Here is a 25,965-nt window from a genome sequence, read left to right as displayed (position 1 = left end):
TTGTATCGAAATCTTTGGTTTTGTTTCGAAACTAAAAGAAAAAAAGCGAGTCCTAAGACTCGCCTTTTTTATTCCCAATTTGTAACTTAATCCAATGTTTGGACCCAGCCTTCTGGGCCTTTCTTGTTACCATACTGAATATCAACCAGTTCGTTATAAAGTTTCTTAGTAACTGGACCAGTTTCTGTTTCACTATAGATAACATGTTTTTTACCCTCGTAGGTAATTGAACCTACAGGAGAAATTACAGCAGCTGTACCCATTGCACCAGCTTCTTTCATGTTGAACGCTTCTTCCAAGGTAATCTGGCGTTCAACTGGGTTTAGACCTTGCCACTTAGCGACTTCCAAAAGTGAGCGCTTAGTAATAGAAACCAAAATCGATTTTGATTTTGGTGTGACAAACTGTCCTTCTTGGGTAATGCCGTAGAAGTTAGCACCACCAAATTCGTCAATATATTTATGTTCACGTGGATCCAAGTAAAGACTATCGGCAAAACCGTTTTTATGTGCTTCAACTGTCGGAAGCAAACTGCTGGCATAGTTACCGGCTGTCTTTGCTTGACCGGTACCAGCATATGCGGCACGGTCGTATTCACTAACAACGTAATCTGCAGGGTTCAATCCTTTAATGTATGCGCCAACTGGAACCGCAAAAACGCGGAAGGTATATTCAGTGGCCGCTTCAACACCTAAAACTTTACTTGTTCCTACCATAAGTGGTCGTAAATAAAGAGTTGCGCCACTATCATATGGTGGTACAAATTCTTCATTAGCTTTAACAACTTGTTTTACGGCATCAACAAATCTATCTTCAGGAAATGGCGGCATGGCTAACCGCTTTGCTGAAAGAGTAAAGCGGTGTGCATTTTGATCAGGTCTAAAGAGATTGATCTTACCATCTTTTCTACGGTAAGCCTTTAGTCCTTCGAAAACCTCTTGTCCATAGTGCAGTACTTCCGCACCTTCAGAAAAGGTCATGGATGAATCTTCGGTCAGTTTTCCTTCCTGCCATTCTCCATCTTTATATTTCGCCTCATATCGATAAGGCAGATCACGATACTTAAATCCCAGATTTTTCCAATCCAGGTCTTCTACTTGTTGTTTCATTTGATTGTCCCCTATAACAAAACTACAAAAGCTAAAAAATAATTTTTAGCTTTTTTAATAATAATTTAATTGATACCTAATTTAAACTATATTTTTGTTGATGTCAATAGTAAAATTGCAATAATCTTAATAAAATAATATGAATTTTCAATAATAAAACAAAAATTCAGTTTCGTTACCGTGTGGAGGGTTTCACATGAAACAACTAGAAGCAAAAAAGGGATCATCCTTTATTGAATGATCCCTTTTTAACATTAATCTTGTTTTGTTTTATCGTTATTTTCAGATTTTTCTTTTGGCTTAATGTCTAATACTGCAGCATCATTTAAGTAAACATGCTTGTCATCTGCTGTAAACTTGACTTCTTTGGTGTCAGGCTCTTTCATTAATAATTTAGCAATCGGGGTTTCCAAGTCCTGCTCAACTACCCGACGTAAAGGTCTTGCACCAAACTTTTTATCATAGCCCTTTTCAGCTAAATAAGCTTCAGTCTCAGCAGAAACGTTAACCTTAACGTTCTTTTTCGCCAAAACATGTGCCATTTTACTTAAGTAAATATCAATAATTTTATTCATATCATCTTTAGTTAATGAATTAAATGGCACAATCGCATCAAGTCTATTCAAAAATTCTGGTCTGAAGTATGCTTCCAAAGCCTTGATTAATTTATCATGATCTACTTTACCGTCTTTTAGCAATTGGTCGGAATAACCTGCATTAGAAGTCATGATTAAAATTGTATCCTTGAAGGAGACTGTTCTGCCTTGTGCATCAGTTAAACGGCCATCATCCATGATTTGAAGCAAAGCATTAAACACTTGCGGATTAGCTTTTTCAATTTCATCGAACAAAATCAAGCTGTATGGCTGGTGACGAACTTTTTCAGTCAACTGACCGCCTTCACCGTAGCCAACATAACCTGGAGCAGAACCAATTAGCTTGTTAACTGCCATTTGATCTTGATATTCTGACATATCAAGTCTAATCAGATGATTTTCACCACCAAACAATTGAATAGCCAATTGTTTAGCTAATTCTGTCTTACCTACACCAGTAGGTCCGGTTAATAAGAATGTACCAGTAGGACGATCATTGTCTTTAAAAACTTGTTTACGGGCAATTGCATCAGTAATGACATCAACCGCATTATCCTGATCAATAACCACTTTCTTTAATTTTTCAGCTAAATCAAGATTTTTTTGTCCCTCACTTGCATGCAATTCACTCATTGGAATCTTTGTCTTGGCTTCAATCAAAGCATAGATATCTTCATCAGTAACATGTGGAGTCGCTTCATCATCTACATGATCAGCTTTGTCGCGCAACTCTTCAATCTTCTTTTTCAGCTCACTTGCTTTACTGTAATCTTCCTTTTTGGCAGCAGTTTCTTTTTCACTTTCCAGCTTTTTAATCCGCTTCTTTAAAGTTGCTTCATCATCAGGAATAGTGTCGAGACCCTTTTTGGCACCTGCTTCATCCATTAAATCAATGGCTTTGTCAGGTAAGTACCGTCCCTGTATGTAGCGCTGTGATAATTCAACAGCCAGCTTTAAAGCACTGTCATTGTATTTTACATGATGGAAAGCTTCATATTTATCTTTTAGACCCTCCAAAATTTTGACAGTCACTGCAGCAGATGGCTCAGGAACTTGTACAGGCTGGAACCTACGTGCCAGGGCTGCATCATTTTCAATCCTGCGGTACTCACTCGTAGTCGTTGCACCAATCAGATTCAAGTCGCCACTAGCCAAAGCCGGTTTCAAAATATTAGCAGCGTCACCATTGTTATTTTCAGAGTCAGTTGACCCTGCTCCGACAATATTATGTAATTCATCAATAAATAAGATAATATTAGGATTTTTCTTAGCTTCGTCAATCACTTTTTTTCAGGCGCTCTTCAAAGCTACCACGCAAACTTGATCCAGCAACCATATCATTAATGTTAATTGCAATAATATGTTTGTCTTTCATCTTGTCAGGAACATCGCCTGCAGCGATCTTCTGTGCCAATCCTTCTACAATGGCAGTTTTACCTACACCTGCTGGTCCAACTAAAACTGGATTGTTCTTTTTGCGCCGACTTAGAATCTCTATAACTTCCTGAATTTGTTCATCACGCCCAATTACAGGATCGTATTTATTTTTCTTTGCTTGCTCAACCAAATCAACTCCAATTGGCTTTTGTCCTTGCTTTTGCCCCATTTGTCCGTTTTGGGATATGTCTTGCGGTGAGATATTCATACTGCTTGAATAGTGAATAGGAATAGCTTCACCTTTATCATTAGTGTTATTAAAAAAAGAATTGTTTAATTCGTTAAATAAATCGTCAAAATCATTATCAAAATATGCCATATGTAAACACCCCTTTGATAGGTTATAAATTTGTAATTAGCACTCGTAGCGTTCGACTGCTAATTGCTTACATATAATATTATAGCAGGTTATCCACAGAAAGCAATAGTTTTGACTAACTTTTTCCACAGATTATTCTAATTTCCCACAGAAATCAAAAAAGCCTTAAAAGCACCGCTTTCAGCTACTTTTTAGGCTCTAATTTTTTATTTTTGATATAATTTAAATTGCTTTGCCAAATATTTACCAGTTAAACTACCAGAATTTTGAAAAATATCCACAGGGGATCCGTCTGCAATAATTTTTCCTCCTTGTAGTCCTCCTCTTGGTCCCATATCAATCATATAATCACTGTTAGCCATAATATCCAAGTCATGCGTAATAGTAATAATAGTTCCTTCTTGCTCAAGTAATCTTTGAAACACTTGTAAGAGTGTTCTCACATCTTGTGGATGCAGTCCCACTGTCGGTTCATCAAAAACAAATAAAGTGCCCTTTTGCCTTTGATGAATGTGACTAGTTAACTTTAACCGCTGTGCTTCTCCTCCTGATAATGCTGGAGTAGACTCCCCTAGATGAAGATAACCTAACCCCATCTCATGTAATGTTGTAATTGTTTTATTAATTTTTGGCTCTTTTTGAAAAATTTTTTCTTTTAAGGCATCATCTACTGAGTAATCCAAAACGTCTGCAATACTTAAATTATGCCATTTTACCTGCAAGACATTTTGATTGAAACGATGACCTCCACATACTGAACATGTTTCAACCATGTCTGGCAAATATTGGATATCAAGTGCAATAACACCAGTGCCACCGCATGCTGGGCATGCACCTTCTTTATTATTATATGAAAAATGAGATGCACGATATTTCAACTTTTTAGCTAAAGGCTGTTTGGCAAAAAGTTTACGCAAGTTATCCATAATATCTGTATAAGTTGCAACAATTGAGCGCTGATTTTTACCAACTGGAGTAGAATCAACACTAACCACGTTTTTAATATAGTCATTATCTAAGTTCTTTACCCACTTAGGTCTTTCACTATTATTTTTTTGTGCCTTCAATGCCGGAATCAAAGAATCTAGAATGAGAGTAGTTTTACCAGCACCTGAAAATCCGGTAACAGAAGTTAAGCGATTGACAGGTATTTGCACATGCAAGTTTTTTAAGTTAAAGCGCTTAGTAACATCAAGCTTTATTTTGCCATGTTTAAAGATTTGGTCTTTATTGGCCCTGGGTCTGACAAATAATGGTGCTTTACCTGTTAAATATGGTCCAATTAAGGATTTTTCATTATGTTCTATCTCTTTGGGTATTCCCTGGGAAATAATTTCACCACCCTGGCTGCCTGAACCGGGACCAATTTCAATCACCCAATCAGCTGCGTTAATAATGGCAGTTTCATGATCAACAACAACTAAAGAATTGCCTTGATTGACCAATTCATGAAATATATCAATCAACCCAGCTACATTATCAGGGTGTAAGCCCACTGATGGTTCATCTAATACATAGAGTACCCCTGTGGTTTCGGTGCGCAACGTTCTGCCAAGCTGGATACGTTGAAGTTCACCTGTAGACAGACTACTTGCCTGTCTGTCTATGCTCAAATAATCTAGTCCTAATTTTAACAGAGGTTTGACTTGATGCAACAACTCACTCGTTAAATTTTCTGCTAAGTCTTGCATGTCTTGTGGCAAACTTGCTAAAATCTCGTCCATATATTGAGTTAATTCACCTAAAGTCAGTTTTTCAGCTTCAACAATATTTTTGCCGGCAACTAGTTGCTGCCAGCGACTAGGATCAATCCGATAGCCATGGCAGCGAGGACAGGTACTAAATTTATAAAAAGAATTAATTCTTTGCAATCCTCGCTCCGACTTAGTTGTTTTACGGGAGTTAGCCACCGCATTATAGGCATTCTCATATAGCGCATCAAGATGATAAACTCGACCAGTTGAAGTTGGCAAGTCAATAGGGACTTTTCGCTCTTTACCATGAAGCACAATATCTTTTTCTTTAGCATTCAACTCTTTATATGGAATATCAGTCCGTACTCCTAGTTCACGGGCAATACGCCACATCCAATTTCGACCAGGAATTTGCCAAGTAGCTACTGCACCTTTTTCAAGCGATAAATTTTCATCAGCAATAATCTTACTATCATCAATCTGCTCAACCGTTCCTAGACCTTGGCATTTTTGACACGCACCATCTGAATTAAACGCAAAGTCTTCAGCACTGAAAGCATAAAATTGTACGCCACATTTAGGACACGTCAAGCGACCCATTGCTTCTCCAGTTAAATCCATTGCTTCCGCAATTTTTATGGTTGGTGGGACTCTGTGACCGTTAGGACATACAGGTGAACCTAATCGGGAAAAAATTAGTCGTAGAATATTAAAAACTTCCGTTACTGTGCCAACGGTTGAACGCACACTAGGAACAGCAGGTCGCTGTCTTAATGCCAAAGCTGAAGGGATATGTTTGACTTCATCTACTTGTGCACGACCAACTTGGCTAATACGTCTCCTAGTATAGGCTGCTAAGGAATCAAGATAACGTCTTGCACCTTCTGAGTATAAAATGCCCATTGCCAAGCTGGATTTACCAGATCCGCTTAAGCCAGAGATTGCTACAAATTTATGTAGTGGAATATCAACATCAATGTTTTTTAAATTATTAACTCTACCACCAATTACTTCAATTTTAGTAGGTTGTTTTTGGTATTTCATTAATGATTCTCCTTTCCCTTAGCAGGCTTTAATGGCCTATTTGGTTTCTTTAATAAGTACTGTCGAATTGCTTGAATTACCTGCTTATTTTGCGGCAAATCTGAGTGATCTGCTTTTTCACCTGTAACTGTCATTGCCGTATAATTCTTAACCTGATTTTGAAAAATAAATTTACCGGCAGCTACACTTGTTTCAGGTACGATTCCATCTGATTCATAATTTTTCCCTCCAGAAAGAGAATAAACCTTTAAATATTGCGGTAGTGTTGCACGATTTTTAATAAAATCTGCCAGCATTTGCGTCCGATTATTAATATTACTTTCAGTAAAGTTATAAGGAGTTCCTAAAGTCATTAACTTCTTTATCTTAATGTTATCAGAATATTCAGAATAATAATGTTCCAGCCAATAAGTCCAAATTAAACCACCGTTGGAATGACCAAATGCTTTAAAATTATTAAACTTATAGTTTTGAATTAGTGATTCAAACGCAACATTTAGCCATTTTGCCTGTTTTTTAATATTTGTATAACCGTCTTTATTGTTGTCAAAACCAATAATAATAAAAGGCTCCAAATCGTTTTTACCAATAGAGCCACTGTAAGTTAGTTTTGCTTCACGTGAAACTTTGATTTTTATTACACTGTGTCTGTTGAGAGTAGTTTTATTCAGTTCATCAATTAAATCGTTAAAACGCTCAGTTGTGGCACTGGAACCAGGAACCATTATTACTGGGGAAAGCAGCGACTTGCTAAGTTCCGCTCTTGATTTATTATCCTTTTTCATCCAAAAAAAACTGGGGACAGCCAGCATAATTAAAACAATTATGACCAAGATTAGCCATTTATAATTAGGATTTTTACGCATCTGATCATTCCTTCTTCTGGTAAGCAATTCTTAGATCAATTTTTTCATTAATTTTAATTATTGGTAATAGCAAAACTATATCCAACAAAAACAGCAGTAATGTAAAAATTAACGTTGACCAGTTACCATTTGTGCCAAAAAATGAAACTAAAATTCCGGGGGTTCCTTTTAAAATTTGATAAACACTCACAGGAATAATATGTACGCTAATAGCCACAGTAGCCAATGTCATATTAATAATCGGGATCATAACACTAGGCAATACGAACACAGGATTTAAAATTAGAGGTAAACCAATTGTAAATCCCAAGTTAGAACCAAAAGCAGCTGGTAATAAATTAATTTTAGCATTTATTTCATTTTCTCTATTACCTCGCCTTATTAAAAGCAATACAATCACGGCTAAAGCAACGCTAGCACCACCCATTATCCCATAGCTGTTAATGAGTGAACTGCCCAGGTATTTATACGGCACATTCCAAGAATTACCGTGTTTTAATGTATACGTCAAATTTTCAGCAGTAAAAGCATTATTAACCGTTCCTGATAAGGAGCGCAATGGATAACCGATTCCTAACCAATCTAAAAAAGTAATCACAGCTGAAAGCAATAAAACTTCGCCAAAATTATTAGTGGTCTGAACTCGACTGACAATTTCATTAAAACTGGTGGAATTAAGGAGTTTAAGTTGTAATTCATAAATTATAATTCCTAAGAATATACCCAGTAGCAGTGAAATAGCGCTAGGCAAAACAGCATCCCCCGCCCTTTTTTGGATTATCTTTGTTCCCTCATCTTTAACGTAGGAAAAGTCTTTACCTAATAAATGAAATATTTGTCCCACACAATATCCTATAACTAAGGCTATAAAAACTGCATTAATTTGTAACAAACTGGCAGTAAACGGCATGCGAGCATTGCGGCCACTGCTGGATGCATATGAACAAAAAAGCATAATTAGAACAGCAGTTAAACCTGCCATAGTTGAATCCTTATGATAAAGCCGTGCTGTGTAACGAGCCATAAAGTAACTGGCATAGACACCAAACACCCCAAAAGTAATTTCTACCATTCCACGGCAAACAAAAGAACCACCATACCAAATATGATCAGATAATACTTTATCCAGGCTACATATATTATAAATTAGTCCATTAGGTGTAAAAACCAAGTCATTAAAAAGTTTAAAATATGAGCCAACCACTGCAATCGGCATTAACACTGCCATGGTATGTCTTGTCGCACGAAAAAAAGAGAATTCCTGCATACGTGCTACGATATTGATAGTATATTCTTTCATTAAATCTGACCTAACCTTGATTATTGTATTTAAAATAAAATAATACTCTATTTTTCTAATGCTAGCCATTTTAATACCAACCATTATCTTTTTTATTATTAGTAATGAATAAAATGGTATAATGAAAGTGTATTTTAAGAGGCGAGAAAATGAGCAGGAAGAAAATTGAATTAACTGAAAAGGTAGCAAAGCTAACAGAAAAGTATTTAGAAGTTAACGATACTGATTTTAATGATCTGATTAATAAGGCTTTAAAGACCTACCTGATTGATCACTTAAATTCCAGTCAAGTAAAGGATGCTCTCAAAAAAACAGATGATTTTAATTCTGAATATGCTGGCAAATGGTTTCAAGAGCGTATTGAAGACTTGAACAAGTACTAAATTTTAAAATGGGTACACAAAAAAAGAGCAAGACAATGAATGTCTTGCTCTTTTAGTTATTTATCAATTTAATTTTTTAAATATCGATCACCAGCTAATCTGCGGTAAAAATTGGCTTTAGTTGTCTGTTCATAAGGAACTAGCCAAATATAACCAATGCCAAAAGTTAGTACACTCAAAAGATACCAACCAATAAAACTTAAATTTAATACAAATAGTTCCCATTTATGGCCGTCCATCAACTGACGACTTAGTGTAATTGCTGTTGTTGCATGTACCTCTTGCCTACTTGCTACCAAGTCATTAACAATATAGGGCGTCATGGCATAAGAATAAGACTTAATTAAGCCAGGGATAACTAATAATAAAGACCACAGAAATTGAAAAATATACTCACAAAGATAATTCAGAAATTCTGGTACAAACCGATCATCAGTAAAAACAGAAAAAATACCTTTAAAAAAGCCTAGTCTTTCTCCACGAGCAAAATGTAAGAAAGTAACTACCATACTCAGCATAAAAAAGCTGCCAATAAAAGTTAAACCCGTATCAGTACCTAATTGACCTGCCCAAAATGCAGGTTTAAACAGTGAATCAATTGAGCCGGTTCCCATGACATCATTTACATTATTTGTAATCTTAAGTGAATTATTTATTGCTGGCCTGGCAAAAAAGAAACCAACAAATAAGGTCATTACTAAACCAATAATAACTGCCCAGCCCCAGTTATGACGCAGTTGATTTTTCGCTTCTAGTTTTAGTTCTGCTCTGTTCATAACTTATCTCCTTATCTAGTATATATTAAATATATTTTACCCCCTAGCAATGGCAGATAGCAAAGAAAACACTAAAAAAGCCTAGTTCCATCAACATCGGAACTAAGCTCACACAGTATTTGTGCTACCACTACTGACCACATTATAGAAACTTATATTTATTCGTCTTCTTTATCCAGATTTTTATTACTAAGATTAACATAAACCAAAGAATCTTTTGCTTGATTAACTAACTTCTTGATTGTTTCTTCACTAAAATATTCCTGTGAATTATTTAAAGCTACGCTCATTATAATAGGCAAATTCATGCCAGCTATAATGTGGGTATGTTAATGTACTTAATAAATGTATTTATCATTATTTTCATGTATACAAAAAGCCTAGTTCCACCAACATCGGAACTAAGCTCACACAGTGTTTGTGCCACCATTACTGACCACATTATAGAAATTTTACATTTTCGCTACCGGAGAAAATGATTACTTCCCTATGGTGACACAACAAAATTTTAGCATGCAATTAACCAAAAAACAAGTTTCAACCAATTATATTTGCACTGTCAGCCTTACGGCCAAGTAGTTCGAGCATGATTTGATTAATTTGACTTTTTAACTGGTTAAATTCACCCTCACGTGTCTTATTAGACTGTATAATCACTAGCGTTTTAGCATTATTAGTACTGCGCATGAAGGTATAATAACCCTCTCCTGCACCATTAGCAGTTTTAGTTTTTAATTTAATATTATTATAAAAGCCGCCATTATAATAAGCAGGTGGTTCAGACTGGTAAAGCAATTTACGACTCTTTTGGGTTAACAAGTTACCAGCTAGTAAATATTGTATAACTTTGGCCAGATCATGATTAGACATTACTATTGAACCAGCCCCTAATTCATTGCGAGCTCCCCTTAAAGCTGCCTTATGCTTAACCACGTCATAGCGACCTTTGCGGTAAATCATTCCGGGCACTAAATGACTGGAAATAATTTTGCCTGGCCTTGACCACAAAAATTCTGTTTGTTTCAGCTTTAACGGCCTGATATAGGTATTGCGGAACAACCGCTCATAGCTTTGACCCGTTATTTTGCTCATAATACCACAGAGGTAAACATAATTTAGTGAACTATAATGCCACTTATTTAATAAATCAGGTTCAAAAATAGTTTTAGCTGCATCATGCTGAATATTATCAGAGTCAGAAACAAAATGCTTTCTTCCTAACTTTGCTCCTGGTTTGAGATCAAGACCTGCCGTCATGGCTAATAGATTTTTAATTTTGACTTTTTGTGCTCCAGAAATTTGCGGATAAAATTCACTTAATTTATCCTGCAGGCTTAACTTGCCTTCCTGCACGAGCCGCATAATAATTGCAGCCGTCATAGATTTCTGCACAGAATTAATTAGATAACTAGTGTCAGTGTTATTGCCTAAAGCATAGTTAAGCATTATTTTGCCATTTTTAATGACTAGAATTGAGCCCTTGATTCCTAAGGCATCAATTTGCTGGCGCACTATTTTCCTTTTAAAGATTCTTTTGAACTGCCATTTAACGGATTTTCATCTGTCAAACTAATCTGATATGGCTTTTTTTGCCACTTTCTGCTGTAAAAATAGTTATGAATATTATAATTACGTGGTAGATCACTTTGCGCCATGAATGGCTTTACTGCCTTGTCAACAGCTACCCAGCCGCGCCAGCCCAAGTGAATAGTATCTTCCATGAAATACTTTTCACCACCGCGCTTGGATAAATCGGTAACGTTATCAAAACCTTGACTAGCCAGTTGGTATTTAATCTTAGAAACGGCCTTCTGATACATTGTTTGTGACAAGCCAGTGTAATTAGACCATTTTTCATTAATCGGCGGGATAATGAATAGCACATTGGTATGCTGCTTGGCAAACTGATGCAACATCAATTCAAAATCGCTGTATTCTACCGATTTAGTATAATTAAAATGACGCTGACTATCTTTTAATTTAGCAAGTACCCTTTTATTTAAACGCCTTTTATAAAAACGATTGTTAATACCAAAATTGTTAGAATTGGTGTTAAGTGCAGCCTGCTGACTTGCTACTTGGTCTAAAGCCTTGACTGAATACGTATTCGGCAATAACTTGGCCTGCTTATTGATCCTTCTAATGCGATCACGCAGCTGGAAGGTGCTGAAAAATTTATCTTCATTGTTAAGCATGCGCCGCTGATTTTCTAAGTAAAAGCGTTGAAATCCCGTTAGCTTTTGCCCGTGGGCAATCCTTCTCATACCCAGTTTGATAACGCCCTTCACTTCAGGCATTTGCTGAAAACGTTTGGCTGCATAGCGGTTAGTCACCGTGTCTTTTTTAATACCTAAGAGAAAATTACAGGCTTGCAGCGGTGAATAATACAGCGCGAAGGCATCCGGATTTTGACCCTTTTTAGTAAACCATTGCGGTGAAACAATGACTACGGCTTTTTTGCCCTTAAGCTGTTTAGCAGTCCCCTGCATTTCCAAAAAATGTGCTAAGGATTGACTGCCTGGCCCGCCTAATAAAAATGGCCGGTAATTGCGGCGATACTTTTGCGCAATTACACTGGGATGCAATGGATCAAGCCGTGATAATTCACTTGATCCATAAAAAGGCACGTACCCATCCTTAAACGCATCCTGTTTCATTAAAGAGCACTTAAAAATAGTATTAGTTTGCGAATTAGCCGCTTGATAAATGGCATCCCTAGAAAAAGTTCGCTCCCACGGCATCAGAAAGATGACCAGCAGCAAGACAAATGCGCAAAGAACCGGGCCAAAAATATGCCACAGCCGGCGTTTGTTATTCATTTTCTAAATTTTCCACCTTTGCCACAATTTTATTGGGCGTATCCCATTCATTTCTGTCAAATTCAGAAACTGGTACATCTATTTGGAACTTTTCCTGTAAATTTAACAACATTTGGACACTGGCCATTGAATCCATTAGACCGTTGGCAAAAATATTTTCATCCATTCTCTCTGTTAAATCTTCACCGGTTAAATCTTGTAAAATTGCTAAAACTTCTTTTTTGGTATCCATGTTAAAACTCCTTAAATAAAATTATTGCCTATTGCCAGCCAAACCAAAGCTGGCTGAGAAAACCTGAAAAAATCAGGAAACTAAAACACACTACATTAAAAGTTACAAAAATTGCCAGCCATTTTGTGTATTTATTCGATGGCAGCTTATCTTTGTGCTTCTTTTTGAACCGCAACCAGCAATCATTGATGATGATGGCAAAAGCATGGAACAAGCCATAAACAATATAATACCAGGTCAGCCCATGCCAGAAACCCATCACCAAGAACAAGAGCAGGTATGCTGCCTGCGACAGCCTGACTGGGTTTTTAAACAGCTTTTTCTTCATTGCAAAGAAGGTAAAACGCATGTAGATGTAGTCCCGAAACCAGAAAGACAAGGTCATATGCCAACGGTTCCAGAATTCTTTGATGTTTTGCGAAATAAACGGCTTGTTAAAGTTCATTGGGGTGTGAATACCCATAAAGTAGGAAATCGACACGGCAAATAAAGAATAGCCCGCAAAGTCAAAGAATAAATACATGCTGTAGCAGTACATATAAGCTACTACCCACCAGGATAGTTTTAAGCCGCCATTTGCTGTACCTGTAATTAAAGCAGCTCGGGTGATTCGGGGCAGCCAATAGGTACCAAAGAACCAGCCAAGAACAAATTTATATAAGAAGCCTTGAAACAGATAACGTGTTGCCAGCTCTAAATCGTTTAGATACTGATCACGCTTTGGCACCGTGTCGCATTCTTTGGCAAATCTGCGGTAACGATCAATTGGTCCCGAAGAAATGGTCGGAAAGAATAAAAGAAAGCGAAGATAGGTTCCCAAGTTAAGTTCTTTAATAGCGCCATCGCGTACTTCCATCACGACCTGAACCGTCTTAAAGGTCAGATAAGAAATCCCCAGAAAAGCCAAAACTCCAGGAATTTTAGCTTGCGGAAAAGCAGTCTGTACTTTAACCAAAACCAGGGGCACGATTGTTAAAATTACAGCTAAGTAAAAAACCCAGGTTCTATTTGGACTGTTCTTGCGGCGGCGATAATAAAGATAGCCATAAGTGACCAGCAACTGAAACAAAATATAGATGATTAAACTAACGCCCTGTTGCCATTTTTCACCATCAAAAATGAGAAACAAGAAAATTAATGAGAATACAACCTCATAGATTTTTAAGCGATGACCCCAATACAGCCCAATGATAATAGGTATTAAGCCAATCATCAGATACACGAAATAATGCGGATTGGAATATGGCTGCAAGTTAATGAAATTAGCGTTCACTACTCGTTGACCTCCTTAATGACAGCCTTAATATCAACTTTACCATTTTGCGAGACCGGCAATGTTTCACGGTAAACATAACGCTGTGGAATCATGTATGGCATCAGTTCTTTAGCTAAATCTGCTCTGATCATCTTAGTAATCTCTGCTTCAGAATATTGCTCTTTTACCCCATCTTTGAGTTTAATTTCGGCAACAATTTGCTTAACCGTATGATCCTGATTATATTTTGGTGCAGCTACGCCGTGATCAACCAGCTTGTTCATTCCAATATAGTGGTTGATTTCTTCCAATTCTATACGATAGCCATTAAACTTGATCTGAAAATCAATTCTGCCGCGGTAAAAGAGCATATCTTGGTCAAAGAAGCCTTCATCACCTGAGCGGTGGCTCATATATTGGTCACCCGGTTTTTTAAAGAATGCTTTAGCTGTTTTTTCGGGGTTATTCATATAGCCCTTAGAAGTGCTTGGCCCAGAAATAATAATTTCGCCTTCATCAGGCTGGTCACCTTTAGATTTATCAATAATAATTTTGGTATCTGCTTTAGCCTTGCCAATTGGGAGACGATCATATTTCCTTAAAACAGCATCAGTAATTTCTACCTGAGTGACTGCAACTGTAGTTTCAGTCGGTCCATAAGTATTAAAAACTCGCGCCTGGGGGAATTTCTTTTTTAGCATTACTACTTCATTGTGCGGCAATTCTTCACCACAGAACATAAAGTGAGTTAAATCTGGATGATTGGCAGCAGTAAAAGTTTTATCTAAAAAACACATCTGCGCAAATGACGGCGTTGATACCCAGACATTAAATTGCAGCTTAGGCAAAGTCTGAAACAACTGAGCAAAATTTTGCGTAACTTCATGCGGCAGAGCCACCAATTTACCTGCCCCGACTAAAGCAGGATAAAGACTCATGACTGAGAGATCAAATGAGTATGGTGCTTGGGATAAAAATGAAGGATGTTCCGGCAGATCAAAGTCCACCATTTCCCAATTGACGAAACTGAGCAAGTTATTATGACTAATTTGCACGCCTTTAGGTTTACCACTTGTGCCTGAAGTAAAAATAACGTAAAAATTGTCGTCACCCTGTACATAGATGGCAGGATCAGATTCAAAATCTCCTTTTTCTACATCAGCAGGACGCACTACTTTAATAGCTGGCAAATCAATTTTCGGCAGTTCATCAATTGCTAAAATTGCTTCAGCATGAGAAACTTCCTGAATCATAACAATTCTTTCAGCATTTGAATAGCTGGCGATAGGAATATATGCATGTCCAGACTTAACACAACCAAGAAAACTGGCAATCATTTCAAAATCCTGCCCGCCCCAAATCATCACTGGACTCTTAGGAGAAAGATTCAAACTTACAATCTTATGAGCCCATTCATCTGAACGTTTTTTTAGATCACTATACGTATTAGTTTTACCTAAATAGTCATATGCAATACGTTCAGGCTCTGCCTGAGCAATTTCATCAATTTTTTCAATTATATTTTCAATCATATTAGTGTACCAGCTTTAAAATTCATTGTAGATAAAGTGAACAGATGTTAACCCACTATACTGATACAAATAAATCAGTACCATTAAAATGATGCAATAGATAATTGTCGTCAAAACAAACTTTCCAACACATTTAGTACGTGAATCAGTTTTTTCTTTTTTAGCCATAATTCATATCTTTCTCAATATTAATAAAATATTCTATCAAATATAGTACTACTAAAGATTTGTAACTAAAAAAATCCTCTCAAACTTTTACCAAATTTAAATATTTTTCCTTATTACTCGTTATTCAACTTACGACAATCGTTATAAGCAAAACAAAGCGGAATTAGAATTATAAATGAGCCAAAAAGTATAATAAGCATTAACAAGATAAAAATGTTTGTTGGTTTTAGCCAGCGTTCACTTTGGGCAGTTGTCAAGATATAAACAGCAAATAAGACTGTAAAAATAAGTTCCCCTAAAAGCGTGTATCCTAAAGCACCTTGACTAAACATCTGATACAGCCAAAGCCAAGCAGATGCCGGCAACAAACAAAGCCAACCAGAAAAACGTAGCCAAAAAATGATCTTTTTACGATAATCTTGTTTTCCCATTTTTCTCCTTAAAATTTCAATTCTTTTTTTAACTAAAGTAAAACTAATTATAACAAGGAGTTTTGCAACAAACAATTTTGTAGTTACTTAAAATTTGCATTTTGAGATTTTCGTCATACTTTTTTCACATTTTATAGTTATACTATAATTGTGATATAGGAAAGATATTCATTTTTCTTATATCACACTCAACTTTTTGTTTTTCATTCATACTCCTCCAAGTATAATAATGAAAAAACCGAAATGACTTTACAGGTCATTTTCATATCTATCCCTTTCGACTCACGTGCGTTACGTGAGTTTTTCTATGGTCTTAAACTGTTCTAAAGAAATTCTTTACCCTTTTATAAGAGATTTTCTAACTTAACTTCATATTTTAGAGATATTATTTTTTTATGTAGTAAGCGAAAGCAATACTTACTACATACTCCCACTTTTTTATTTCATTCATTCTTACTCCTTCAAAGTAGATGAAAACTAACAGGCTCGCAGATCTTGCGGGCCTTTTTTCTTTGTTATAGGATTAAATTTGAACAATTATTATTTTTTATTATGAAAGGTTCATATTTAATGTTTTCACCCACAATCAAACACTTACTGGAAGAAAAATCAGGTTCTTTCATTATCCCTGCCTCTCGCATCGCTTTTGTTGAAGACGACAATCCTTTATATCACGCATTTATGATTCTGACGCGTGTAAAATATTCAAAAATTCCAGTTCTTGACCGCCAAAGCCGTGTTGTTGGCTTACTGAGCTTAGCAATGATCACAGATAAAATGATGGAAACTGATAGGATTTCACTTGAACCTTTAAATAAATTATTAGTTCGTGATGTTATGCAAACCAAATTTGATAAAATCAACTTTGTTCAGACTACCTTGGAAACTCAACTTCATTTGTTAGTTGACAATGCTTTTTTGCCTGTGGTTGATGACGATGGTGTTTTCCAAGGACTATTAACCAGACGTGAATGGATTAAAGCTTTTAATTACATTTCTCATAATTTTGAGAAAGAATATAAGGTGATCCCAATTACCAAAGATAAGCTGTTATAAAATATACTTAAAATTTATTTTTGTTTATTCCTTTTTAGTGTACTTTATTACAAATTAAGTTATAATAATCATTAATAGGGAGATACCGGTACTTTTATTTGGTAATCCAGCTATTTGGTTAATACAATGTTAAAAATTGATTTCAATTTTATATTTATTATATATACATATTTATTAATTATAATCATTTTGCTTTTAAAATTAAATAGCGCTTTGCTGAATTAGTTAACAAGAATCAATAGATACTCCTTAAATAATCAGAAAAGAAGAACACTATTATGGCAAGTAAAACAATTTCTGCGCATTTGACATTTTTGATACGCGCAATTATAAAAAATTGGACTTACCCAAATGATCAAGAGCTTTCACTTGAAGAGAAATCTGAATTGGTGTCCCAACTAAAGGGGCTGGCACAAAACCCAAATAATATGGAAGAAGCGACTAAAATCACTGATGCGTTCTATAAAGACAAAGTTACAAAACGTTTTAAATCAATGGATTCCAATTTTTCCTGGATTTTTATAATATTGCAGCATGAATTGGTATCAGCTACTCGTTTGCATGCCCTTCTTCTTGATTTGGCTCACGAAGAACATTTTTCAGAAAAAGGAATTGCAAAAATTAACCATTATTTTGCAGAAACTGATGACCATGGTGACAATGACAACTTTATTACAATGTCATCTACAGATATAATTGATTCTTTAGGAAGGACTAAAATTTTTCATATTCAACCCTCTAAGGATGAAAATGATTTCCCTGAAATTAAAAATTCTAAATTTACGTCTAAAGCTAAGCCGGTAAAAACCGAAACTCAGTTCAACAAGATTATTAAACTAAAAGATCACTAAGTTAAAGAAGGTAAAAATTACCTTCTTTTTTTTATATTAATTTGCATCTAATTTAGACTTATTCTAAATAAAATTGAGTATTTAGTGTTAAAATAGAAAACATAATAATTAGTTTAACTTACGGGAGGCTACTATTAATGAGTTTTAAACGCCAATGGAAATTTATTCTTGTATTAGCAATTGGGATAATAGGTCTTTTTTGCCAATTCGGCTTAAAGACCAAAAGTCTTTTTCAAATAGGAAACTTGCAGTTCCCTATTCAGGCAGTATTAATCGATATTGTGGGTATCATGATGGCAATTTCCTTACTTGCCGAAATTGCCAGTGATTTTAAATCAGGACGCTATGGCGTTGATATTTTAGCTGTTATCGCAGTTGTTTCCACTATATTGATTGGTGACATTTGGGCTGAATGGATGATTTTAGTCATGATGACTGGTGGCCAAACATTAGAAGACTATGCTACTGGACAAGCAGATAAAGAATTACGCTCTCTTTTAAGCAATTCACCTACTATTGCCAACAAAATTATGAACAATGAACTCGTTTCTGTTGACGTTGAACAACTAAAAATTGGAGATCACGTTTTAATCAAACCAGGTGAACAAGTTCCAGTTGATGGTAAAGTAGTTAGTGGTGAATCAAGTTTTGACCAGTCATCATTAACAGGAGAATCTGTGCCGGTTGCTAAAAAAACTGGTGATGAATTAATGTCTGGTTCGATTAATGGCAGCGTGGCAGTAGAAATGGCTGTCACTAAAAAAGCGAGTGATTCTGAATATCAGACAATTGTTTCACTTGTCGAATCATCGCAGGCAAAACCGGCCAAGTTTGTAAAAATGGCTGACCGCTACGCTGTCCCATTTACCATTATTTCCCTGGTAATAGGAATCGCTGCCTGGATCCATTCGGGCAATCCGGTCAACTTTGCAGAAGTCATGGTTGTAGCTTCACCTTGTCCATTACTAATTGCCGCACCAGTTGCACTGGTATCCGGCATGAGTTCCATGTCCAAGCATCATATTATAGTTAAGTCCGGTCCCACTTTAGAGAAACTAGCTACAGCAAAAACTTTTGCTTTCGATAAAACAGGTACTTTAACTGAAAATCAGTTGGTAATTGATGAAATAATACCTGCCAATAATAGTAGTTATAGTCCAGAAACCCTGCAAAGTTACGCTACCAGTGTTGAACAACAATCTAGTCATATTATTGCTAATTCACTGGTTAATGTAGCTGATAAGAACCTTTTAAAACCGGCAACAAATATCAAAGAATCAACTGGTCAAGGTATTAGCGGCATCGTTGAGGGACATTTAGTTAAAGTTGGCAAGCTGGATTATGTTAAACCACAAGAAAAAGCTGCAACAGTCAATGCTACTGCAGTTTATATTTCAATTGACGATAAGTATGCCGGTTATATTACATTTAAAGATCAAGTTCGTCCTGAAAGTGCTGAGACAATAGCACGTTTGAAACGTCAAAGTGGTGCACACATTATGATGTTGACAGGAGACCACAAAGATGTGGCTGATAAAATTGGCCAAACAGTTGGAGTGCATGATATACGCTATAGTTTGTTGCCCGCTGAAAAGATTGCTGCAATTAAAAATGTGCCTCAAGATCAGAGACCAGTAGTTATGACTGGTGACGGCATTAATGACGCCCCTAGTTTGTCAGCTGCTGATGTTGGCATAGCCATGGGAGCAAAAGGTGCTTCTGCTGCTAGTGAAAGTGCAGATGCAATTATCATGGTAAACGACTTATCCAAAATCAATGATGCCGTAGCAATTTCTAAACACACTATGAAAGTTGCCAATATAGATGTGTTAACTGCTATCACCATCGTAGTTATCATCGAGCTAATTGCATTTACTGGTATTATCCCTGCATTTTGGGGAGCAATTTTGCAGGAAGTGGTTGATATGATTTCTATTAGCTTGGCTCTTTTAGCAAAAACTACTCCTAAAAATCCAGAACAAACAGGAATTAGCACTACAAATTAACTTTCAAAAATATTCTTACATTAAAAAAGCCTGATAAACTGCATAGCCTATTAAGCATCAGTTTACCAGGCTTTTTATACGAATCCTAATGCATTAAAAATCATATGAGATAAAATTGAATAGCGCAGATCTCTGGTACTTGTGTAAACCCAGGCTAATACACAGCCTAATGCCCAATAAACCAGTATATATTTAGTAAGTCCAGGATCATGTACATATCCAAAGATAAGTCCACTGAAAAGAATACCTAACCATTTATTTAAATTCGTATTTTTGTAAAAGAAAGTGTTAAAGAAAAAGCCCCGAAAAATAAATTCTTCAAATACTGGGCCTATAAATATTACCATCACTGGAAAAAAGTTTCCTGCCTGATGAGAAAATTGATCTAAAAGATTCTGATTAGTTGAAGTTTGATCCGAATTAAAACCCAGTGCCAACTGTATAGTCGCACTAACTATAATCAACATTATTACGCCTAAAAGGGAAAGTAATATCTTCTTAAACTGCCAATGTGGTCTGCTATTATAATTACGTTCATTTCTATGTCTTAATTGCAAGCGGTATAAATAAAGCACTATTAATAAAGCTATTGTTGTAATTATCATCGTTAGCAGGATAAAAGAGACATTTCCTAAATGCAGTTCTCTTCTTAACCTGTGAGGGTAAAAATAAAATTGTTGCACTACGCTATAAATTATAAAAGAGGCTATTATTGTAATTACATTCCCCAAAAAATAGAAAAAATTTTTCATTCATTTCACTCTTTTCAAACTATAAGTAAAAGCAACTTCGACCGTTTTGCACAATGTCATCTTAACTTTAAAAATTTAATTTCAATTATGATGATAAGCTATTTCCTGGGAAATAACTTTATTATTCTATCATATTTTAATTTACTATGACTTTTTATTCATCTTTATTATAATAGACTTAGCTTTAAACCTAAGGTAGGATACTATGATTAGAATTTTTGAAGTATTAAATCAAAACCGTTCATTTATAATTCTTTCACTTATTATGCTTGCAACTTTTGCAGTTTTTTTATTTTCTTGGCTAAAAGAACCCAGAAGATTGCTTAATGGCATTCTTTTTACTATTTTTTTATTGGCATTTGGCGTTTGGCTGACCGTAATGATTCTATCTACCAGTTTGAGACCTCTCATTCTGACATACGAAATTCTGATAGTGTTATTTGTAGCAACAATTACTTTGTTAGCAGCTTTTTCATGGCTATTTTTTCTATGGAATGCTTATATCGTATGGAAACGTGAAAGTCATACCCTATCAAACTTATTAACTCTTTTTATTGGTATTGGAATTATTGTTGTTTGGTTAGTTGCACTAGTTGGACCTTTTAGAAATTTGCCCTCTTGGGTTAGAATTTTGCTATATGCGCCAACAGCTATATTAGACTACCTTCTTTTTGTAGCATACAACTTTTTAGTTAATTTAACCTTTTACCAAATTGTTCCTAGACAATATAACCAAGACTATTTAATCGTTTTAGGAGCGGGGCTGTCTCACGGTGAACAAGTCACCCCACTTTTAGCCAGTCGAATTAATCGTGCTATTGAATATGCTCAAAAGCAAGTCACTAAAGGACGGAAAATGCCTAAATTTATTATGTCTGGTGGTAAAGGTGGAGATGAAAAAGTTTCTGAAGCTCAAGCAATGACAGAATATGCAATAGCTCGCGGTATAGAACCAAAAGACATTTTATTAGAAGATAATTCCAAAAATACATACCAAAATATGAAATTTTCAGCCGAAGTAGCTGCAAAAGATTTCGGCAGTAAAGATTACAAGGCAAAATTCTTTAGTAACAATTATCATATTTTTAGGGCTTCTCTCTATGCAAAAGCAGCTGGTCTAAAAGCAAATGGTGTAGGATGCTATACACGTCTTTACTTTCTACCTAACGCAATTGTGCGTGAATTTGCTGCAGTTTTACTGCTTAAAAAGAAACGACATATAGTCGCCATATTTTTAATCATTCTTTTCTTCGCTATTTATGCTCTATTTGATTTTACTGGTATCATCCACTAAATAATTCAAAGATAATGACCATCATATTTTGGCGTTACTCTTGCATAAATGTTAAACTATCTCTTATTAATTAATTATTAAAAGAAAGAGAAAAAGACATGCTACAATTAAAAGATTTACGCAAATCATACCATGTCGGTGATACGGTTACTCATGCACTTGACGATGTTTCTATATCATTTCGTAACCAAGAATTTGTTGCAATTTTAGGCCCCAGTGGTTCTGGTAAAACTACGTTATTAAATGTTGTCGGCGGACTTGATCGCTATGATAGCGGTGATCTCATTATTAATGGCAAATCTACTAAGAATTTTAAGGAAACTGACTGGGATGCATATCGGAATAATTCTGTCGGCTTTGTTTTTCAAAATTATAACTTAATCTCACACTTGTCAATTATTGCCAATGTTGAATTAGGAATGAATTTATCCGGAGTTTCTGCGTCAGAACGACACAAAAGAGCAGTAGATGCTTTAACTCAAGTCGGTTTGAAAGAACATATTTCTAAAAATCCTAACCAATTATCCGGTGGTCAAATGCAACGTGTAGCTATTGCCCGGGCTTTAGCTAATAATCCCGATATTTTACTTTGCGACGAGCCTACCGGCGCTCTTGATACTGAAACCTCTGAGCAGATTATGAAGTTAATTAAAGAGCTATCAAAAGATCGCTTGGTAGTTATGGTTACGCACAATCCCAAGTTAGCTCAGGAATATGCGACCAGAATAGTTAACTTTCAAGATGGAAAAATTTTAAATGATTCCAATCCTTTTATTCCGGAAGAAGAAAAAGATACTTTTAAATTAAAGCGTACAAAAATGTCATATTGGAATGCTATCAAATTAAGCTTTACCAATATTATGACTAAAAAGGGCAGAACGACTTTAACTGCTTTTGCTTCAAGTATCGGTATTATTTCTATTGCCATCGTTTTAGCGTTATCCAATGGCTTTCAAAAACAAATTGATACGACTATGAGTAAAGCACTAGCTAAATATCCCGTGACCATCAATCAAACTGCTACTGACGCCAGCAGCGTTGCAGACCGGAACGAATCTGAAAAGAACGTTAAAAACCGGGGTTATTTAACCGTTGAAAAAGACAAGATGCAGGAATCCACTCATCAAAATAAGATTAATCAAAAATATGTTAATTACGTCAAAAAAATAAATCCCAATTATGCTAACAATATTTCCTATCAGCGTGGGATTAACCTGAATTTGCTCACTCGCAGCAAAAATAAAATTAAGCGTGTCCAATTTTCTCCTATTTCAGCTAATTCAGATAGCTCTCAGGCAGCTGCGCAAATGCGAATGCAAGCAATTAGTGCCACCGGCTTAGGCTCATCAGTGTTTCCTACTACACTTAATTCCAGTAAAAGCAATTTCCTTAAAGAAAATTATCAACTTTTGTCTGGTGCATGGCCGCATAAGGCTACAGATTTGGTTTTAGTAACAGATAACGAAAACAAATTAAACATTAATATTATTAAAAACTTAGGTTTGAAAGCCAAAGCTGGTGAGAAGTTAAATTATCAAAAATTTGTTGGGAAGAAATTTAAAGTTGTCGACAACGATGACTATTACCAAAAATTGCCAACAGGGATGTTTATTCCTCAAAAAATCAGTAATTCTATGTATGACAATAGCAAAACCCAAATGCAAATTGTAGGCGTCATTAGACCAAAAGATGAGAATTCTATGGCACTCCTGTCTTCAGGAATTGCATACAGCGATCAGCTAACTCAAAACATTATCAAGAAAAATAAAAAATCAGAAATAGTACGAGCCCAGAAGAAGGCAAAACAAAATGTAATGACCGGACAAGATATGAATGCTCGAGAAAAGAAACAGATGCTGCAAACAATTGGTGGCTCAACCATTCCAACGAGTATTATGATTTATCCTAACGATTTTGATTCTAAAGATAAAGTGCTTGATTATTTAGATAAATGGAATCGTGGTAAAAAAAGAAAGAATAAAATCATTTATACTGACATGTCTAGTGCCGTTACTTCAATGACTGGTGGGTTACTTAACGGGATTACTACCGTATTGGTTGCATTTGCTGCTATTTCGTTAGTAACTTCAATGATCATGATCGGCATTTTAACTTATACTTCTGTCCTTGAAAGAACGAAAGAAATTGGTATTTTAAAGGCTTTAGGCGCCCGTAAAAAAGATATCACCAGAGTGTTTGATGCTGAAACATTCATTCTAGGTGTCTTTGCTGGAGTTTTGGGAGTAGTCGTAGCCTGGCTGCTAGTCTTCCCTATTAACAGTCTTTTATACTCCATCACAGATTTAGCTAACGTCGCCCAACTTAATCCAGTACATGCTTTGATATTAGTCATTATTTCAACGGTTTTGACAATGCTTGGCGGACACCTGCCAGCACGTATGGCTGCTAAAAAAGATGCTGCTATTGCTTTAAGAAGCGAATAAAACAATCTTAAAAAGTTCAATTAAAGTTACATGTGAAACAAACATTAGTTGAACTTTTTTAATTGCCAAAAACAATGCCTGCTATTATTATCAAGTTTATTGACAAATTGGCATATACCAATTTATAATTGAGATAACAATTATGGAGGGGCAAATAAAATGAAAGTTATTATCTCAAGTGACAAGACTAACGGCAGTAAAAAAGGTTTTGAAATATTTAAGAATAGTATTAACAGTGGCAGTAAAGTTATTGGGTTAGCAACTGGATCAACTCCTGTGACTCTCTACCAGGAGTGGACTAAGAGCAATCTAGACAATAGTAGCTTAATTAGTATTAACCTTGATGAATATGTAGGTTTAACTCCTGATAATGATCAAAGCTATCACTATTTTATGCAAAAAAATCTGTTTGATAAAAAGCCATTCAAGCATTCATATATTCCTGATGGTATTAAAGCTATTAAAGATCCAGAAGGAACTTCTGCTGACTATAATAAAATTATCGCTGAAAATCCGATTGATATTCAGCTATTAGGCTTAGGCCAAAATGGCCACATTGCGTTTAACGAACCAGGTACATCATTTGATTCTGTTACACACGAAGTACAATTAACAGAGAATACTATTAAAGCCAACTCTCGTTTCTTTAATAATATTGACGAAGTACCTAAATCAGCAATTTGCATGGGTATTGCAAATATTATGTCTGCCAAAGAAATCGTCATTATGGCTTTTGGTGATAATAAAGCTGAAGCTGTTCAAAAGATGGTTGAAGGTTCAGTAACTGAAGAAGTCCCAGCTTCAATCTTGCAAAAGCATAAAAATGTAACTCTTATTGTTGATCAAGCTGCAGCAAGCAAGTTAAGTACAAATTACAACAATTAATTAACTCAAATTATATTAAAAAAGCGGTGCATTAAAGCATCGCTTTTTTGTGTACTATTTCGCATGCTGTTATTGTATACATATGGTGCATATTGTTAGTCTGTTAAAATAATCCGTATTATTATTAAGGTGAACCATGAGAGGATGGTGATAAGTTGAAAAGGAGTAAAAAATGGCTATTGGTATTATGCATGTTGTTACTGCTACCTTTGCCTTGTTACTTAATATGGGAAACCAGTAGTTTTTGGCAAAAATATTTAAAGATTAAATTACCGCATTTAGGTTCTCTTAATCCTATATTTGCCTGGTATTTAATTGGTATCAGTATAATTGTTTTTATAATACTAATTGTTAGTTTAATTGTCATCCTATTCTGGCCAGTCCAGAGAAACTTTAATTTAATTCATAAACGTGATGGTCAAGTTAAGGTTACTTCAAAAGCCATTAATAGCTATGTAATGAATTCACTTGCTGACTTGCCTTATTTAAATAATGCAAAAGTTAGTTCTAAACTTACGAAACACCGGATTAAAATTAAAATTGGCGGAGATCTTGGTCCAGGTGAAAACATTGCTGCCCTACTTGATGATTACCTTGAAGAATTAAAAAAGAACCTGAAGCAGTTGCTAGGAATTGAACAAAAACCAAAAATTAAAATCAAGTTTATCAATTATCACAAAGGAGATAAACCTGAAAAGCGCGTTCAATGAAGGAGG

At 35.5% G+C, this 25,965-nt stretch carries 22 protein-coding genes and 1 pseudogene; 8 read left to right on the top strand and 15 right to left on the bottom strand.

Annotated features, from left to right (window positions below; genetic code table 11):
- Positions 1–86: 86 nt before the first annotated feature.
- From LDM90_RS00760 to LDM90_RS00740, 5 genes and pseudogenes are all read right to left on the bottom strand, one after another.
- Complete coding sequence (locus LDM90_RS00760) at positions 87–1,109, bottom strand: branched-chain amino acid aminotransferase (RefSeq protein WP_223896183.1); 1,023 nt, start codon at positions 1,107–1,109, stop codon at positions 87–89.
- 254 nt (positions 1,110–1,363) lie between these two features.
- Positions 1,364–3,461, bottom strand: a pseudogene (locus LDM90_RS00755) (ATP-dependent Clp protease ATP-binding subunit).
- 206 nt (positions 3,462–3,667) lie between these two features.
- Positions 3,668–6,199 (bottom strand): AAA family ATPase, encoded by a 2,532-nt coding sequence (locus tag LDM90_RS00750; protein ID WP_223896182.1) that lies wholly within the window; start codon positions 6,197–6,199, stop codon positions 3,668–3,670.
- Positions 6,199–7,065: an alpha/beta hydrolase gene (locus LDM90_RS00745; RefSeq protein WP_198212706.1), complete on the bottom strand. Its 867-nt coding sequence runs from the start codon at positions 7,063–7,065 to the stop codon at positions 6,199–6,201. The genes LDM90_RS00750 and LDM90_RS00745 overlap by 1 nt, the downstream gene beginning before the upstream one ends.
- 4 nt (positions 7,066–7,069) lie before the next feature.
- The gene (locus LDM90_RS00740) at positions 7,070–8,365 is read right to left on the bottom strand and encodes a PTS sugar transporter subunit IIC (protein ID WP_223896181.1); all 1,296 of its coding nucleotides are present in this window, start codon (positions 8,363–8,365) and stop codon (positions 7,070–7,072) included.
- Between the two features lie 149 nt (positions 8,366–8,514).
- Here LDM90_RS00740 and LDM90_RS00735 point away from each other — a divergent pair, with 149 nt between their 5' ends.
- The gene (locus tag LDM90_RS00735; protein WP_034978516.1) at positions 8,515–8,748 is read left to right on the top strand and encodes a hypothetical protein; all 234 of its coding nucleotides are present in this window, start codon (positions 8,515–8,517) and stop codon (positions 8,746–8,748) included.
- A gap of 68 nt (positions 8,749–8,816) precedes the next feature.
- On the opposite strand, the gene LDM90_RS00730 is transcribed toward LDM90_RS00735, so the two are convergent.
- The 9 genes from LDM90_RS00730 to LDM90_RS00695 all read right to left on the bottom strand — a co-directional run bounded on the left by LDM90_RS00730 (position 8,817) and on the right by LDM90_RS00695 (position 15,961).
- Entirely contained in the window at positions 8,817–9,524 is a 708-nt protein-coding gene (locus LDM90_RS00730; protein ID WP_198212708.1) for a DUF975 family protein, read from the bottom strand.
- 158 nt (positions 9,525–9,682) lie between these two features.
- The gene (locus tag LDM90_RS09400) at positions 9,683–9,814 is read right to left on the bottom strand and encodes a hypothetical protein (RefSeq protein ID WP_274381232.1); all 132 of its coding nucleotides are present in this window, start codon (positions 9,812–9,814) and stop codon (positions 9,683–9,685) included.
- A 247-nt stretch (positions 9,815–10,061) separates the two neighbouring features.
- Entirely contained in the window at positions 10,062–11,036 is a 975-nt protein-coding gene (locus LDM90_RS00725; protein ID WP_198212712.1) for a serine hydrolase domain-containing protein, read from the bottom strand.
- Positions 11,036–12,343 (bottom strand): D-alanyl-lipoteichoic acid biosynthesis protein DltD, encoded by a 1,308-nt coding sequence (dltD, locus tag LDM90_RS00720; RefSeq protein WP_198212714.1) that lies wholly within the window; start codon positions 12,341–12,343, stop codon positions 11,036–11,038. Before dltD ends, LDM90_RS00725 begins: the two co-directional genes overlap by 1 nt.
- Entirely contained in the window at positions 12,336–12,575 is a 240-nt protein-coding gene (gene dltC / locus LDM90_RS00715) for a D-alanine--poly(phosphoribitol) ligase subunit DltC (RefSeq protein ID WP_198212716.1), read from the bottom strand. Before dltC ends, dltD begins: the two co-directional genes overlap by 8 nt.
- 28 nt (positions 12,576–12,603) lie before the next feature.
- Positions 12,604–13,848 carry a D-alanyl-lipoteichoic acid biosynthesis protein DltB gene (dltB, locus tag LDM90_RS00710; protein WP_198212718.1) on the bottom strand — a complete coding sequence of 415 codons (1,245 nt, stop codon included), beginning with the start codon at positions 13,846–13,848 and terminating at the stop codon, positions 12,604–12,606.
- The gene (dltA, locus tag LDM90_RS00705) at positions 13,848–15,362 is read right to left on the bottom strand and encodes a D-alanine--poly(phosphoribitol) ligase subunit DltA (RefSeq protein WP_223896180.1); all 1,515 of its coding nucleotides are present in this window, start codon (positions 15,360–15,362) and stop codon (positions 13,848–13,850) included. The genes dltB and dltA overlap by 1 nt, the downstream gene beginning before the upstream one ends.
- Positions 15,363–15,377: 15 nt before the next feature.
- Positions 15,378–15,530, bottom strand: coding sequence for a teichoic acid D-Ala incorporation-associated protein DltX (locus tag LDM90_RS00700; protein ID WP_198212722.1), 153 nt, complete (start codon positions 15,528–15,530; stop codon positions 15,378–15,380).
- Positions 15,531–15,643: 113 nt separating this feature from the next.
- Entirely contained in the window at positions 15,644–15,961 is a 318-nt protein-coding gene (locus tag LDM90_RS00695; RefSeq protein ID WP_198212724.1) for a hypothetical protein, read from the bottom strand.
- Positions 15,962–16,531: 570 nt separating this feature from the next.
- On the opposite strand from LDM90_RS00695, the gene cbpB reads away from it, so the two are divergent.
- From cbpB to LDM90_RS00680, 3 genes are all read left to right on the top strand, one after another.
- Positions 16,532–17,017 carry a cyclic-di-AMP-binding protein CbpB gene (cbpB, locus tag LDM90_RS00690; protein ID WP_187154162.1) on the top strand — a complete coding sequence of 162 codons (486 nt, stop codon included), beginning with the start codon at positions 16,532–16,534 and terminating at the stop codon, positions 17,015–17,017.
- Positions 17,018–17,295: 278 nt separating this feature from the next.
- Entirely contained in the window at positions 17,296–17,868 is a 573-nt protein-coding gene (locus LDM90_RS00685; RefSeq protein ID WP_198212726.1) for a hypothetical protein, read from the top strand.
- 137 nt (positions 17,869–18,005) lie between these two features.
- Positions 18,006–19,874, top strand: coding sequence for a heavy metal translocating P-type ATPase (locus tag LDM90_RS00680; protein ID WP_223898634.1), 1,869 nt, complete (start codon positions 18,006–18,008; stop codon positions 19,872–19,874).
- A 74-nt stretch (positions 19,875–19,948) separates the two neighbouring features.
- On the opposite strand, the gene LDM90_RS00675 is transcribed toward LDM90_RS00680, so the two are convergent.
- Positions 19,949–20,626 (bottom strand): CPBP family intramembrane glutamic endopeptidase, encoded by a 678-nt coding sequence (locus tag LDM90_RS00675; protein WP_034978552.1) that lies wholly within the window; start codon positions 20,624–20,626, stop codon positions 19,949–19,951.
- 205 nt (positions 20,627–20,831) lie between these two features.
- Here LDM90_RS00675 and LDM90_RS00670 point away from each other — a divergent pair, with 205 nt between their 5' ends.
- The 4 genes from LDM90_RS00670 to amaP all read left to right on the top strand — a co-directional run bounded on the left by LDM90_RS00670 (position 20,832) and on the right by amaP (position 25,959).
- Complete coding sequence (locus LDM90_RS00670; protein WP_198212731.1) at positions 20,832–21,920, top strand: YdcF family protein; 1,089 nt, start codon at positions 20,832–20,834, stop codon at positions 21,918–21,920.
- Positions 21,921–22,018: 98 nt separating this feature from the next.
- Entirely contained in the window at positions 22,019–24,364 is a 2,346-nt protein-coding gene (locus LDM90_RS00665) for an ABC transporter ATP-binding protein/permease (RefSeq protein WP_223896179.1), read from the top strand.
- 159 nt (positions 24,365–24,523) lie between these two features.
- The gene (locus LDM90_RS00660; protein ID WP_198212735.1) at positions 24,524–25,249 is read left to right on the top strand and encodes a glucosamine-6-phosphate deaminase; all 726 of its coding nucleotides are present in this window, start codon (positions 24,524–24,526) and stop codon (positions 25,247–25,249) included.
- Between the two features lie 155 nt (positions 25,250–25,404).
- Positions 25,405–25,959, top strand: a complete 555-nt coding sequence (amaP, locus tag LDM90_RS00655) for an alkaline shock response membrane anchor protein AmaP (RefSeq protein ID WP_198212737.1) — start codon at positions 25,405–25,407, stop codon at positions 25,957–25,959.
- Positions 25,960–25,965 lie beyond the last annotated feature (6 nt).

Origin of the sequence: Lactobacillus huangpiensis (assembly GCF_019972815.1) — a bacterium.
GTDB lineage: Bacteria > Bacillota > Bacilli > Lactobacillales > Lactobacillaceae > Lactobacillus > Lactobacillus huangpiensis.
Note: the sequence above shows the minus strand (reverse complement) of the source record. Positions and strands in the feature narration are given on the sequence as shown.